This is a genomic window from Marinobacter sp. 2_MG-2023, assembly GCF_030546935.1.
Taxonomy (GTDB): Bacteria; Pseudomonadota; Gammaproteobacteria; order Pseudomonadales; family Oleiphilaceae; genus Marinobacter.
The window spans coordinates 314,224-327,862 of record NZ_JAUOPH010000001.1 but is presented as its reverse complement, the minus strand read 5'-3'; the positions used below and the strand labels follow the sequence as shown (position 1 = coordinate 327,862).

General features: G+C 55.7%; 12 protein-coding genes and 1 pseudogene. 11 read left to right on the top strand and 2 right to left on the bottom strand.

Features of this window, described 5'->3' with window-relative positions; genetic code table 11:
* The first annotated feature begins 12 nt into the window (after positions 1 to 12).
* The 11 genes and pseudogenes from Q4501_RS01455 (at position 13) to Q4501_RS01405 (ending at position 11,921) form a co-directional block, all read left to right on the top strand.
* Entirely contained in the window at positions 13 to 798 is a 786-nt protein-coding gene (locus Q4501_RS01455) for a protein phosphatase CheZ (RefSeq protein WP_303593549.1), read from the top strand.
* Positions 799 to 815: 17 nt separating this feature from the next.
* Positions 816 to 2,917: pseudogene (locus Q4501_RS01450) on the top strand (chemotaxis protein CheA).
* A 98-nt stretch (positions 2,918 to 3,015) separates the two neighbouring features.
* Positions 3,016 to 4,218: a chemotaxis response regulator protein-glutamate methylesterase gene (locus Q4501_RS01445; protein ID WP_303593548.1), complete on the top strand. Its 1,203-nt coding sequence runs from the start codon at positions 3,016 to 3,018 to the stop codon at positions 4,216 to 4,218.
* The gene (locus tag Q4501_RS01440) at positions 4,218 to 4,958 is read left to right on the top strand and encodes a flagellar motor protein (RefSeq protein ID WP_303593547.1); all 741 of its coding nucleotides are present in this window, start codon (positions 4,218 to 4,220) and stop codon (positions 4,956 to 4,958) included. Before Q4501_RS01445 ends, Q4501_RS01440 begins: the two co-directional genes overlap by 1 nt.
* A gap of 19 nt (positions 4,959 to 4,977) precedes the next feature.
* Positions 4,978 to 5,760: a flagellar motor protein MotD gene (gene motD, locus Q4501_RS01435; protein ID WP_303593546.1), complete on the top strand. Its 783-nt coding sequence runs from the start codon at positions 4,978 to 4,980 to the stop codon at positions 5,758 to 5,760.
* A gap of 97 nt (positions 5,761 to 5,857) precedes the next feature.
* Positions 5,858 to 6,655 (top strand): ParA family protein, encoded by a 798-nt coding sequence (locus Q4501_RS01430; protein WP_303593545.1) that lies wholly within the window; start codon positions 5,858 to 5,860, stop codon positions 6,653 to 6,655.
* Complete coding sequence (locus Q4501_RS01425) at positions 6,648 to 7,415, top strand: chemotaxis protein CheW (protein WP_303593544.1); 768 nt, start codon at positions 6,648 to 6,650, stop codon at positions 7,413 to 7,415. Before Q4501_RS01430 ends, Q4501_RS01425 begins: the two co-directional genes overlap by 8 nt.
* Positions 7,416 to 7,561: 146 nt before the next feature.
* Positions 7,562 to 8,050 (top strand): chemotaxis protein CheW, encoded by a 489-nt coding sequence (locus Q4501_RS01420; RefSeq protein ID WP_303593543.1) that lies wholly within the window; start codon positions 7,562 to 7,564, stop codon positions 8,048 to 8,050.
* A 68-nt stretch (positions 8,051 to 8,118) separates the two neighbouring features.
* Positions 8,119 to 8,511: a DUF2802 domain-containing protein gene (locus tag Q4501_RS01415; protein ID WP_303593541.1), complete on the top strand. Its 393-nt coding sequence runs from the start codon at positions 8,119 to 8,121 to the stop codon at positions 8,509 to 8,511.
* A gap of 27 nt (positions 8,512 to 8,538) precedes the next feature.
* Complete coding sequence (locus Q4501_RS01410; RefSeq protein ID WP_303593539.1) at positions 8,539 to 10,821, top strand: ATPase, T2SS/T4P/T4SS family; 2,283 nt, start codon at positions 8,539 to 8,541, stop codon at positions 10,819 to 10,821.
* Positions 10,818 to 11,921, top strand: coding sequence for an AAA family ATPase (locus tag Q4501_RS01405; RefSeq protein WP_303593537.1), 1,104 nt, complete (start codon positions 10,818 to 10,820; stop codon positions 11,919 to 11,921). The genes Q4501_RS01410 and Q4501_RS01405 overlap by 4 nt, the downstream gene beginning before the upstream one ends.
* Here Q4501_RS01405 and Q4501_RS01400 read toward each other — a convergent pair.
* Complete coding sequence (locus tag Q4501_RS01400; RefSeq protein WP_303593536.1) at positions 11,907 to 12,236, bottom strand: EscU/YscU/HrcU family type III secretion system export apparatus switch protein; 330 nt, start codon at positions 12,234 to 12,236, stop codon at positions 11,907 to 11,909. The genes Q4501_RS01405 and Q4501_RS01400 overlap by 15 nt on opposite strands.
* A complete protein-coding gene (locus Q4501_RS01395) occupies positions 12,233 to 13,591 on the bottom strand; it encodes a flagellar hook-length control protein FliK (RefSeq protein ID WP_303593535.1) in 1,359 nt (452 codons plus the stop codon). The genes Q4501_RS01400 and Q4501_RS01395 overlap by 4 nt, the downstream gene beginning before the upstream one ends.
* Positions 13,592 to 13,639 lie beyond the last annotated feature (48 nt).

Sequence of the window (13,639 nt, the reverse complement as noted above, 5' to 3'; positions counted from 1 at the left end):
TGGATGGATCGTATGAGCGATAACAAAAAGATCCACCGGGGTCTTGAGCCGGAAGTGACTGAAAAGCTTCGGCACCAAGCGGCTGAGCTCAATCAATGCGTTGAAAGGGAAGACTATGTCCGTGCTATGGCCCTGATCAATGAAATGGGCGATGTTAGGGATCAGAGTCTTTACCAGGAAGTGGGTCGGTTGACCCGAACGCTTCATGAATCAATCCGTAACTTTCAGATAGATCCGCGCAGCCCCGAACAGAAGGAAGTTCTGTCGATGATGACAGATGCTTCAGACCGACTTGCCTACGTCGTGCAGATGACAGGTCAGGCCGCCAACCGCACGATGGATCTGGTTGAAGAAAGCATGCCCGTTGCCAACGCAATGCGCGATGAAGCGTCTGCCTTGCGTGATGAGTGGCAGCGTTTGCGCCGTCGTGAAATGCAGCCCGCTGAGTTTCGTGAGCTGTACGGCCGTATCGATAAGTTTTTTGTGGGCCTGTCCCAGGACGCCGACACCATTTATGGGAGTCTGTCTGAAATTCTTTTGGCACAGGATTTTCAGGACTTGACCGGTCAGGTCATTCAGCGCGTTACGACACTGGTCAAGGACGTGGAAGAGCAGATGCTCAGCCTTGTTGTCATGGCCAGCCATGTTGACCAGCTTACCGGGACGGTTCATCACATTGATGGCCAGGAAGTATCCGCTGAGCAGGGCGTCGGCCCGCAGATAAAGCCTGAAGAGCGTGAAGATGTAGTTTCGGGACAAAACGACGTAGATGACCTGTTGTCCAGTCTCGGTTTCTGAATATAAGAGGTTAACCCATGGCGTTTGATGCCGATGATGAGATTCTTCAGGACTTTCTTGTAGAGGCCGGAGAGATTCTCGAAAAGCTGTCTGAGCAACTTGTCGATCTTGAGCAGCATCCTGACGACAGCAATCTGCTCAACGCCATATTCCGCGGATTTCACACGGTTAAAGGTGGCGCAGGCTTCCTGCAGCTGGACGCCCTTGTTAATTGCTGCCACTCCGCAGAAAACGTGTTCGACATTCTGCGCAACCATAAGCGGCGGGTTGATTCGGAGCTTATGGACGTTGTTCTTGAGGTTCTGGACCATGTGAATGCCATGTTTGAGCAGGTGCGCAATCATGAGGAGCTGACGCCTGCGCCGGATGAACTAATTGCGGCGCTGGATGCTCTGGCTCTGCCTCAGGATGCGGCTTCTCACGAGGCTCCTACCCCCTCGAAGAACCGTCGGGAGCAGGCCTGGACGACGGTGACATTACGGATGATGAGTTCGAGCAACTACTGAATGCCCTTCACGGAGAAGCACCTGCCGCCGCAACAGTGCCCAGCCCGACTCAGGAGCCTGCAGCTGTCGGGAACGACGGGTCAGGCGACGACATCACCGACGACGAATTTGAAGCCTTGCTGGATGAGCTCCATGGCAAAGGCAGATTTGTAGCACCAACTGCTCCCGGCGCAGACGCAGAGGACTCGGCATCTTCGACAGGGCCGGTTGCGGGCAGCGATTCTGAGTTGATCAGCGACGACGAATTTGAAAAGTTGCTGGACGAGCTACACGGCAAGGGCGGTAGCCCGACAACCAGCGATGCAAGTAGCAAGCAAGCAGAGCCTTCGCAGGAAAAAACTGAAATAGGTAAGGCCGGGCAACCGGAAAAGAAGGTAGCCGCGCAGCCGGCTGACAGAGCGCCAGCTAAACAAACTACCCCGGCCCCAGCCGCCAGAGAACAAGCTCCGGTTGCAGAAACCACCGTCCGCGTTGATACCAAACGCCTGGACGATATCATGAATATGGTAGGTGAGTTGGTACTGGTCCGTAATCGGTTGCAGCGGTTGGGTTCTGCAAGTGAAGACGAGCATATGCACAAGGCGGTCTCCAGCCTTGATGTTGTGACTACCGATCTGCAAACCGCTGTAATGCAAACCCGGATGCAGCCTATCAAGAAAGTATTCGGTCGTTTCCCGCGTGTTGTTCGCGATCTTGCCAGGAACATGAAAAAAGAAGTGAACCTGGTCATGCATGGCGAAGACACGGATCTCGACAAAAACCTCGTCGAAGCCCTCTCGGATCCACTTGTTCACCTGGTTCGCAACTCAGTGGATCATGGTATAGAGGCGCCGGATGTAAGGGAAAAAGCCGGCAAGCCGCGACAGGGGACAGTTACTCTGTCTGCCGAGCAGGAAGGAGATCATATTCTTCTGTCCATCGATGATGATGGCGCCGGCATGGACCCGGACGTTCTCCGACGCAAAGCGGTAGAGAAAGGAATTTACGATCAGGACGCCGCCGATCGCCTGACAGATACTGAGTGTTTCAATCTTATTTTTGCTGCTGGCTTTTCCACCAAGGAGCAGATTTCTGACGTTTCCGGTCGCGGTGTGGGTATGGACGTGGTCAAGACCAAAATTGGTCAGCTCAACGGCCAGCTCAGCATTGTTTCAGAACTGGGCAAAGGCTCACGCATCATCATCAAGGTGCCTCTGACACTGGCGATCATGCCAACGCTGATGATCATGCTCGGTGATCAGTCGTTTGCGCTGCCGCTGGTGAACGTAGTGGAGATTTTCCACTTGAACCTGAGTCGCACCAACATTGTCGATGGCCGGGAATGCATTGTTGTTCGCGACAAGGTATTCCCTCTGTTTCATATAAAGCGCTGGTTGGTTAAAGGTTCTGCCGGCACTCCTGATCGCGAAAACGGTCACGTTGTAATCGTGGCCATGGGCACCCGACAGGTTGGTTTTGTTGTTGATCAGTTGGTGGGTCAGGAAGAGGTCGTTATCAAGCCGCTTGGGCGTGGGCTTCAAGGCACACCGGGCATGGCTGGTGCAACGATCACCGGTGACGGCCGTATCGCGCTGATTATTGATGTTCCCAGCCTGCTCCAGCATTACAGTTGAGTGCTCCTCCATAGCACCTGGGTGCTTTGCGGAAGCGGAGGGCCTTTCAACAACTGAAGGGCTCTGTGGGACAACGTATTTTTAGTTAGGAGAAACGGATGACAGTTTCTGTCCTGGTCGTTGACGATTCAGGGTTCTTCCGCAAACGGCTGACGGAAATACTGACTGCGTCCGGACAGATCCGGGTAGTAGGTGTCGCTGCGAATGGCCGCGAGGGCGTTGAGCTGGCGGAATCCCTGCGCCCGGATGTTATTACCATGGATTACGAAATGCCGATAATGGATGGCATTTCGGCCGTGCGCGAGATCATGAGCAAGCATCCAGTGCCGGTATTGATGTTTTCTTCTCTTACCTATGAGGGGGCGAGAATTACACTGGATGCACTCGAGGCCGGAGCAGTCGATTTTCTGCCTAAAAACTTCGAGGAAATTGCCCGGGATGGCAGCCAGTTGCAGAAAATCTTGATAGACCGCGTGCTGGACGTGGCCCGCAGCCGCCCGGCCAGCCGCGCACAACTTTCTCCAAAGCACTCACGACAGCCATCTCCACCTCATTCGCCATCACAATCGTCAGCGAACGCTCAACCGGGGCAAACTCCACGGCCCGCTACCACGGTTCAGGTGCCGGCGGCACCCAGACCTGCTGTTCCAGGCCGCACGGAGGGCGGATCGCCTGTTTCCGGGCCGCAGAGTACCATGTCCGGCAGAGCCTCTCGGAAGAGCCCGGCCAGACGCTATGCCGTTGTCGGTATCGGGACCTCGACCGGTGGGCCAGTGGCACTCCAGCGTGTGCTGGCGGCATTGCCCGCATCTTTTCCCTCGCCCATTGTGCTTGTACAACATATGCCCGCGAGTTTCACACCGGCGTTTGCAGAGCGGCTTAATAAACTTTGCAAGATAGAGGTGCGCCAGGCGGAAGACGGAGACATTCTGCGCCCCGGGCTGGCATTGCTTGCTCCGGGTGGCAAACAAATGATGGTAGAAAACCGTGGTGGCCAGCCAAGGGTGCGTATTCTGCCGGGGGGTGAGCGCTTGAATTACCGGCCCTGTGTAGATGTTACCTTTGGTTCTCTGGCCCGTTCGTTTCCTGGAAAAACCCTCGGAGTGATCCTTACCGGAATGGGGTCAGACGGAAGGGAAGGCTGCCGTATGATGAAACAGAGCGGTTCTCCAATCTGGTCGCAGGATGAAAAAACATCAGTGATCTACGGCATGCCCATGGCCGTTGCCAAGGCAGGCCTGAGTGATGAAGTTCTGTCTCTCGATGACGTAGGTCCACGACTGGTGGAGGGCGTTTGCTGATGGATGTTCTTAGCCTGCTTGGTGTTGTTCTGGCATTCGCCGCCATTCTGGGTGGCAACCTGCTAGAAGGAGGGGCGCTCAGCTCGCTGTTCAACGCTCCTGCCGCCATTATCGTTATTGGCGGTACGCTTGCCGCAACTATTCTTCAGACCTCCTGGCCCACATTGAAACGGGCTTCTGCTCAGGCTCGATGGGTATTTGTTCCACCGTACATCAATATTGAAGATGGCATTGGCAAGGTGATTGACTGGAGCGTGAAGGCTCGCAAACAAGGTCTTCTCGGGCTCGAGGGACTGGCTGAAAAAGAGCCGGAAAACTTTTCCCGTAAAGGCCTGCAGCTTTTGGTCGACGGGGCTGAAACGGAAACTATCCGTAGCATCATGGAAATTGATCTGGATTGCCGGGAACAGCGGGATCTGGAATCTGCGAAGGTGTTTGAAGCCATGGGCGGCTACTCGCCAACGATTGGCATAATCGGCGCTGTCATGGGGTTGATCCAGGTAATGACCAACCTCGAAGACCCCGAGTCCCTCGGGAGCGGCATTGCCACCGCGTTTGTGGCGACCATCTATGGTGTGGCTCTGGCAAATCTGTTGTTTTTTCCGATTGCCAACAAGCTCAGGGGGCTGGTTAAGGAACGTTCCAGGTACGAAGACATGATGATCGATGGCATTATCGCCATAGCCGAGGGTGAGAACCCTAAATCCATTGAATTGCGTCTGCGGGGTTTCCTGCAGTAATCACACCCGGTCCCTATTTATGCGGCGTCGCAGGCAATCACAGGACGATTTACACAACAAAGAGCGTTGGCTGATTTCTTACGCGGATTTCATCACGCTTTTGTTCGCTTTTTTTGTGGTGATGTACTCGGTGTCGTCGGTAAATGAGGGCAAATACAAGGTGCTCTCAGAAACGCTCACAGGCGTTTTCAATGCGCCTCAACGGTCCTTTCAGCCTATTGCAGTAGGCGACCAGCCGCAGCGTGCGGCGGTGACTGAATCAGAAGATGTTATTGCTCCTGCGGTAACTGAAGCTCCCCGCAATGATGAACAGGATACCCGGGAACGCTCAGATGATCTGCGTGACATGGCGGATCAGCTTGCACTGGAGTTTGATGACCTGATTAATCGGGGGGTGGTTACTCTCGAAACCAATGAACGTTGGTTGGCGCTGAACTTGCCTGACAGCTTGTTGTTTGGCAGCGGCGATGCCGAGCCGCACTACGATTCGTTTGAGGTGATCGAAAAAATAGCCAGGGTTCTGAGAGACCGGGATAACGCCGTAAAGGTTGAAGGCTTCACCGACAATCAGCCTATTCGTACTACCCGCTTCCCTTCCAACTGGGAACTTTCGGCGGCCCGTGCAGCGGCGGTTGTGCGCATGCTGGGTATGGAAGGCATTGAGCCTGAACGGCTGGCGGCGGTCGGGTACGGGCAGCACCAGCCTGTGGCGCGTAACGACACCGAGGAAGGGCGGCGGCGTAATCGGCGTGTTGTGCTTCTTATTTCTCGCGATGCCAGCATACGGGGCGTCATGCGCTAGTGTTCCGGTTCCGTTCAAGTTGTTCCGTCGCTGGCCGTTAAAACGGAATACAGCGGGTTTCAGTAGTTTGAGATAACGTATTTTCCGGAGAGAAAACGTGCGAATCTGGGCAGTAGCCAATCAGAAAGGTGGTGTGGGTAAAACCACCTCGGTAGTCGCTTTGGGCGGGCTGCTGGCAGAGCGTGGTAAGCGCGTACTGGTGGTAGATCTTGACCCCCATGGTTCTCTGACCAGCTGGTTCGGGTACGACCCTGATACGCTTGCGCACAGTGTTTTTGATCTGTTCCAACACCAGGGCAAGGTACCTGAAGGCCTTCCGGCCCAGCTGATTACGGATACAAATTGCTCCGGGCTTGCTCTGCTACCGGCAAGCACGGCGCTTGCTACGCTGGAACGCCGTATGGTTGGCGTTGAAGGTATGGGGCTGATTGTTTCCCGGGCTCTTGCTCAGTTGTGGGATGATTTTGACTACGTCATCCTCGATAACACGCCGTCACTGGGCGTACTTATGGTTAATGCACTGGCAGCCGCGCAGCATCTGGTAATTCCTGTGCAAACCGAATTCCTCGCTATTAAAGGTCTTGAGCGTATGCTGCATACGCTTGAGATGATCATGCGCTCCCAGAAAAACCAACTGCCTTACACCATCGTGCCTACAATGTTTGATCGGCGCACCCAGGCGTCGGTAAAGAGCCTGAATCAACTACGTAGAATCTACCAGGATGATTTGTGGAAGTTTGCGGTGCCAGTTGACACAAAATTCCGCGACGCCAGCCAAGCGGGCGTTATACCGTCAAAACTGGATGCACAGACTCACGGTGTTCGGGCTTACCGGCACCTGTTGGATGAGTTGCTGGCAAGGACTGGTTCATTGAAGGTACGTCAGCATGGCTGACGAAAAATTGACAACGCTGGCGGATCCAGCAAACGCCATCGCCAGTTATCTGGATGAATTGCTGCATACGGCAATGGACACAGCGTTGCTAGAAGAGATCCGCGAGCCGGAGCCTACGCCCGGATTAAAGCCTGAGCGGAAGCCGGCGCCAGTGTCGAAGCCGGTGTCGAGACCCGAACCGGCGCCCAGAGTGGAATTGCAGCCGCAACCGTTACGGGTGCGCGAGCCTGTTGTTGTGGAGGAGCCCTCGCCGGAAGCGTCACCGGAGCCTGCGCCGGATTCACCGGTATTGCGCCCGGAGTGGTCGGAGCGCCCGTTTGAGTGCCTGATTTTTACTGTGGCCGGCTTGCAGCTTGCGGTTCCTCTTGTTCTTCTGGGTGCTATCCACCGGATTGAAGAGGATATCCGACCAATTCCCGGCAGCCCGCGCTGGTATATGGGTATTCGTTCGAGTACTCATCAGAATTTGAGAATTGTGGATACGGCAGAGTGGATTATGGCTGGAAGGGTCCCGGCCAATGCCCGGGACAACTACCAGTTTGTGATCCGTCTGGATAACAGCGAATGGGGGCTGGCATGCGACGACGTAGCTCAGTCGTTCACTCTTAGCCCAGATGATGTGCGCTGGCGCACGGCGCGTAGTAAGCGGCCCTGGCTGGCAGGAACGGTTATTGAGCAGATGTGTGCTCTGGTTGATGTGAGCACCATGGCGAACTTGCTGGTGCGTGCCGAGCGCGAGCAGCACCTTGATCTGAGCTGACCGCTGGTGTCCCGTCGGGCCAGTTACTGAATGAAACGGTGCCGTGCTGGCACGGTTTGTGCCCTTGCTTATAGTATTGGGCACTGATGATGTTTTTTTGACGATCAGGTTGCCCGCGCTGGGCGGCCTAACAGGAGATACAGGTTATGGCATCCCCGAGCGGACAGCAAAGTCAGTCCCAGGACGATCAGGTACTGCAGTATGTGACTTTTCGGCTGGATAACGAGACCTATGGTCTGAACGTTATGCAGATCCAGGAAGTGCTGAGATACACGGAAATCGCGCCAGTACCGGGTGCTCCGGATTACGTGTTGGGCATCATCAACCTGCGGGGCAACGTGGTAACGGTAATCGATACCCGTCGCCGTTTCGGTTTGGCAGATGCAGACGTTACAGACGCGACCCGGATAGTGGTAATGGAATCGGCCGATCAGGTGATGGGTATCCTGGTGGATTCCGTAGCCGAGGTTGTGTACCTGAAAGCCAGTGAAATTGAGACTGCACCAAATGTGGGTAACGAGGAAAGTGCCAGGTTTATCCAGGGTGTATGTAATAAAGATGGTGAACTGATCATATTGGTCGAGTTCGACAAAATGCTGACAGACCACGAATGGGCTGAAATCGCAGGGTTGTGAACCGGAGTTGTACCGGTCGGATCTGATGATGGGCGCCTTCCGTGGTTAATAAACCGGAGACGTCCATCATGTTTGCTGAAATGCCTTCCTATGTTCCCTGGGTGCTGACTTCAGTCGCGCTTGCTCTGGTTTTTGTGCAGGGCCTGATACTTGGTCGCCAGAACCGACAACTGAAAGCCTCACTTAAAGAACGCTGCGATACGCTGGGCCGGGAGTTGCATGCCACTGCGAGCGGTAGCATGGGAGTGGGCCAGCGGCTTGTGGTATGCGAGCGACAACTGCATGAGCTGCGCTCAACCATGGATGAGATGCGTCAAAATGACCCTCTGCGTATTTCCTACGATGAAGCGTCGCGGCTTGTTGATCTCGGAGCAGATATCGACGATCTTATGAACACATGTGGGATATCCCGTCCCGAGGCCGAGCTGGTGTCAGCGTTGAAAAAACGTCAGGCGGCCTGAAAACTGAGCTGCTATGGACGTTGCTGAATGAAGAAAGTTTACCAAAGGGCCCATGAGGCCCTTCTTTCTGTATCCCGTCATGATTTTGTCACCGGTTCGGATCTGATTCCTTCCATAACCGGGCACTCTATTCCCCGCGAAGAAACCGTCAGCCATATTCTGTCCATCATGCCGGAAGTGACGCCAGCTGATAACGTGATGCATGTGGGAGGCGGCTCTGGTTATCTGGCTGCCGTGTTATCCCGTCTGGCTCATCGTGTTATCTATATTGAAAAAAACCCGGACGTTGCTGAAGCCGCGAGGGCAAGGTTTTTTCGTTTGGGCATGTACAACGTAGATGTTCTGGCGAAGCCTGCGGAAAGCGGGTTTGACATCGACCAGCCCTGCGACCTTGTTCTTTGCACCACGTTCATGGCAGATCGTGATGTTTTGTCGAGCTACCTCCGCGAGGGCGGCAATCTGATTTGCCTAGAGGGTAAGGCCGGACCAGTTCCCAGTATGGCGATGTTTGTAAAACGTGCAGACAAGCTTGAGCGTGTCCGCACGCTTGGCTGGGTGGATTTTAACCGGAACTCGGAACAGATTCTGATTGATCTGGGCGTGATTGATGAAGGTGTACTGGCGAAGGCGAAAGCCGAGGCGGCGGCAGAGAACTGCCGCGTGCTCGATGTCTTGCGTCGTAATCTGAATATCGAAGAAACCGACCTTTATCGTTCGCTGGCCCAGCAAAGAGGCATGACCTTTGTCGATGCCGATGGGCTTCTGCCAACGCTGAAGGTTGAACTGTTCCGGACCTTTTCCCGCACGTTTCTGGATTTGTCCCGAATCATTCCTGTGGCGCAAAGTAGTGGAAAAGTCTCATTTGTAACCGATGACCCGGATGCGCGCACCGATCAGCTGGAGCGTATGAGCCCCAAACGTGCCGTGGAGCTCTGGCTGGTTACGCCTACGGATTTCCGGAGAATCTGGTCGTCTTTGGATTTGTCGGCCAAGGGTAACCGGTTTGCTGCCGACGAAGCAGTGTTATCGACGGCCGGGCAGGGTTCAAGCCGTCACCGCGACAAACCTTTGGGTCGTGAAGCGGCTAACGATCATGTCAGTCCGTATCTGGTATCGGTATATGAGGCGATTCTGCTGGATGCAGTCAGCGAAAAAGCCAGCGACATTCACATTGAACAGTATGGTGAGCGGGTAAGGATCCGTTTGCGAGTGGATGGCGATCTTCGTGATCTGGGCCAGTACCAACTTACGCCCCGGGAAATAAAAGGTGTTATCAACGTTATCAAGTTGCGGGCAGAGCTGAACATTGCCGAGCGCCGTTTGCCGCAGGGTGGGCGCTCCCGCCTGCAACTGGGTGACATGTCCTACGACCTCAGGGTACAGACCCAGCCGTCGCTGCACGGTGAGCATGCGGTGATCCGGTTACTGCCGCAGACCGGCCGGGCCATGACGATTGCCGAACTGGGCATGTCGCCAATGATTGGCTCCCACTACCAGCGCCTGCTCGATAACCCTGCCGGCCTGGTTCTGGTCGTCGGGCCAACCGGTTCAGGCAAGTCCACAACACTCTACGCCGGCCTGCAAACGCTGGCAGACGATGGTCGCAGAAAAGTTATTACGGTGGAGGACCCTATCGAGTACTCCATTGATAATATCCAGCAAACCCGTGTGCGGGGCGAAATCGGTTTCAACTTCGCGGATGCCATGCGTGCTTTCGTGCGTGAAGACCCCGATGTGATTCTGGTCGGTGAGATCCGCGACCATGAAACGGCACTGGAGGCGGTTCGCGCATCCCAGACGGGCCACGTTGTACTTTCGACACTGCACTGCAACGACGCGGTGGATTCCCTGCAACGTTTGTACGATCTGGGTATCCACCCGAATTCCATTGCCGGTGAGCTGCTGGCCGTGATCGCCCAGCGCCTTGCCAAGCGAATCTGTACCCATTGCCGGCAGCCTGCAACACCGGACCCTGTCATTCTTGAAGAGCTGTTCCCCAATGGCGCGCCGGATAACTTCCGTTGCTTTGAAGGTGCGGGTTGCGACAAGTGTAATGGTCGGGGAACTCACGGTAGGGTGGCTATTGTGGAATATATGGAGGTGGATTCTGATATCAGGAATGCTATTTCCAGCCAGCCCCCGATCGGAGAATTGCGCTGGCGCGCGTTGGATTCCGGCCTGATCACCATGAGAGACAGTGCATTGGATCATGTTATCGAGGGTATTATTCCTATGTCTGAATTGCCGCGTATTCTGCCCCGGGAGCGAATGGCGCCTGAAGTCCGTGGTGGCCGCAGGAGTCCGTTATGAGCGCAGCAAGCCAGCCGAAAAAAGCGGCGCAGCGGCAGCCCGCGGAAGTTGTTTTCAGGGATGAGCTGGAAAAACTTGCAGCAATGGATCTTGGTCCGGTGCCACCGGGTTGGCAACTGTCACCGAGGGCGGTTGAGAAATTTGTGTTGGGCGATGACAGCCTGGGTATTGAGCGCAAGTTTGTTGCGGATCGCGCCATGGTTGTCCGTATTATCATTTCTCTGTGTACGAGCAGGGGTTGTTTACTGGTTGGCGAGCCCGGCACTGCGAAATCCTGGCTTTCCGAGCTGCTTACGGCGGCCATATCCGGCAACTCGACTCTTGCTCTGCAGGGCGGTGCCATAACCCAGGTCAGGCAACTTCTTTACGGCTGGAACGAGGCAGTTCTCGCTGCCAAAGGGCCGTGTCTGGAAGCCCTGGTTCCAAGCCCGCTTATGCGAGGCATGATGGAGGGCCGGCTAGTTCGCTTCGAGGAAATTGCCCGCTGCCCTCAGGCTTTGCAGGATGCACTCTTGTCGGTGCTTTCTGACCGGGTTCTGGTGGTGCCGGAAATTTCCGGTGATGATGGCGTAATACTGGCTCGTGAAGGCTTCAACCTGGTAGCCACATCCAACAGCCTCGACGCAGGCGTTCACCAGATGAGCGCTGCGCTTAAACGCCGAATGGACTTCGAAGAAATCCGGCCGATCAAGAGCCTGTCGGATGAAATAGGTGTGGTTTTGCGAGAAGTGCGTAAGGCCAATGACCGCGCGGGTATCAGCGTGGATCTGGATGCAGAAGTCATTGAGTTTCTGGTTACCATGTTCCATGAGTTGCGTAACGGCCAGACCATGGATGGCCGAAGCACTGACAGGCTTGCGGGCGCAGCGCTATCCACGGCTGAGGCTGTATCCGTTGCCCATGCGGCGAGTCTCAATGCCTGGTATTACGGTGGCGGAAGCATGACGGTGGAGCAGTTGATGCACCACATTATCGGCTCGGCACTCAAGGATCATCCGGACGACCGCCGGCGCCTCAAGCACTATTTTGAGACCGCAATCGCACAACGCGAGGGTGAGGTCTGGGCTCAGGTATGGGCGCTGCGCTCACTTATCCACTAGGGGTGATGATGAAGGCGCGGTATTATCCCGGCCGGCGTCTTCGGGCGTTCGGCCGCGAATGTGGAAAGCGAAGGCAAGAATTTCTGCGATAACCCGGTATAGGTTTTCGGGGATTTCATCGTTCAGGGACAGGCGCGCGAGAATGCCGGCCAGCTCTGCATTTTCGTACAGGGGCACGTTGTGCTCTCTGGCGATTCTGATGATTTCATCCGCCAGTTCGTATGTTCCCGTGGCAGTTATCGTCGGAGCCTTCTCGCCGTCGTATTTAAGAGCAACGGCTGCGCTGGATGAAGGGTGTTCGTTTTGGTCTTTCATGCCCGTGTATCCACCAGTCTATGCTCCAACTTTGTTGCCGGATAAGAGGGGCTGCCCCGGCGGCACTCGAGATCGGTTACTTCCAGTCCCAGCTCCGTAAGACTTTGCCGCAGAAGCGGTAGCTCTTCGTTGACCTGTCTCAGCGTGTCCTGCTTTTCTGCCCACACCCGCGCGCTTATATCCTGCTGGCGCAGGGAAACCTCAAAATTCAGAGCTCCGGCCCGTTCCAGATCAATGGCAAGATTGAGGCGCCATTCGCTGATGGCTGCCCGCTTGAGTCCGCGATCCTTTGATGGCGATTCATCTTTATGTTGCTCTATGCGCAGTTGTGCCAGCCTGGGTTCGTTCTGAGGCGTCACCCAGGGTAAGTCCATGAGCATGGTAGAGGTCGGGGCAGGCGCATCAGCCCCGCCTCTCGCAGTGAGGATCTGGCTGTGCAACTGGTTAACCGTTATTCGGTTCAGCATACCGGCGAGCATTCGCAGTGTCTGGCCCACCGATGTGGGTTCTGAGTTGTTCGCAGGTGCCGGTGAAGCGGGCACCTGTGGGAACTGCAGCGGCGCCTGAACCAGCCCGGGGCTGGCCAGCGGTGATAGGCGGTTAAACGTGGTCGTGGCATCTCCGGTTTGCTCGGCCAAGAGCGCAGTAATCATGCGCCCGATAGCAAGCTTGAGATCCGGCAACGCGGGGGAGGGTGCCTGGGTAAGGCGGGACTCTGCAAACAACCCGCTTTCAGCCACCCACTGTCGTATTTGCTGCACGCTATTGTTCTGCGTGCCAGCTCCAGGCGCCAATGTGTTGCTGGCGGGCAGTCTCGCAAGTAATGTTTCGGCCGCCTGGCGGGCGGCTTCTGGCAGCGGCTGTGGGCTTCGGGCCCCGGGTAGCTGGCCAGGTGTCAGTTCGGGAATCACGCCCCGGTTCAGTGCTGTCATCAATTTTGCGAGGCCGCTGTCCAGGCTTTGCTGCCACGGCATACGCTGCGCCAGAGCCCGGGTGATGATTGCTTCGGGAGCTGCGGCCAGCTTTCCCATCAATTGCAGTTCATTGCCCGCACGCATCACTTTTACCCAGTCGCCCGGGGTCAACTCAGTCGCACCAATCGCGGCGCTTACCTGAAGTGATTTTCCTCGCACGTCCAGCAACAGGTCTGCATTACCACTGCCCTGGCGATTGATGACTTCTGCCACGCGGGCCAGTATGGTTTCCCGGTTTGCAAGCTGGAGCTGATCCAGTTGCTGTCTGGCAGAGAGCGTGGCGGTTTCACGGCCAATTTGACCAGCATCCCGGGGCTGCGCTGGTTGCGCAGTGGCCGGTGCCGGAGGAGTAGGAGGCTGTTGGCTGCTGGGTAGTTTCATCGCTGCTAACTTGATACCAGACAAGAGTAATCTGTAAACGCTTTAGTT

Bases quoted from the DNA above. Each gene is read 5' to 3' on its own strand.
- Q4501_RS01410 (WP_303593539.1), top strand. From the start codon at position 8,539: ATGAAGAAAGTTTACCAAAGGGCCCATGAGGCCCTTCTTTCTGTATCC.
- Q4501_RS01400 (WP_303593536.1), bottom strand. From the start codon at position 12,236: ATGAAAGACCAAAACGAACACCCTTCATCCAGCGCAGCCGTTGCTCTT.
- Q4501_RS01445 (WP_303593548.1), top strand. From the start codon at position 3,016: ATGACAGTTTCTGTCCTGGTCGTTGACGATTCAGGGTTCTTCCGCAAA.
- motD (WP_303593546.1), top strand. From the start codon at position 4,978: ATGCGGCGTCGCAGGCAATCACAGGACGATTTACACAACAAAGAGCGT.
- Q4501_RS01420 (WP_303593543.1), top strand. From the start codon at position 7,562: ATGGCATCCCCGAGCGGACAGCAAAGTCAGTCCCAGGACGATCAGGTA.
- Q4501_RS01425 (WP_303593544.1), top strand. From the start codon at position 6,648: ATGGCTGACGAAAAATTGACAACGCTGGCGGATCCAGCAAACGCCATC.
- Q4501_RS01440 (WP_303593547.1), top strand. From the start codon at position 4,218: ATGGATGTTCTTAGCCTGCTTGGTGTTGTTCTGGCATTCGCCGCCATT.
- Q4501_RS01395 (WP_303593535.1), bottom strand. From the start codon at position 13,591: ATGAAACTACCCAGCAGCCAACAGCCTCCTACTCCTCCGGCACCGGCC.
- Q4501_RS01455 (WP_303593549.1), top strand. From the start codon at position 13: ATGAGCGATAACAAAAAGATCCACCGGGGTCTTGAGCCGGAAGTGACT.
- Q4501_RS01405 (WP_303593537.1), top strand. From the start codon at position 10,818: ATGAGCGCAGCAAGCCAGCCGAAAAAAGCGGCGCAGCGGCAGCCCGCG.
- Q4501_RS01415 (WP_303593541.1), top strand. From the start codon at position 8,119: ATGTTTGCTGAAATGCCTTCCTATGTTCCCTGGGTGCTGACTTCAGTC.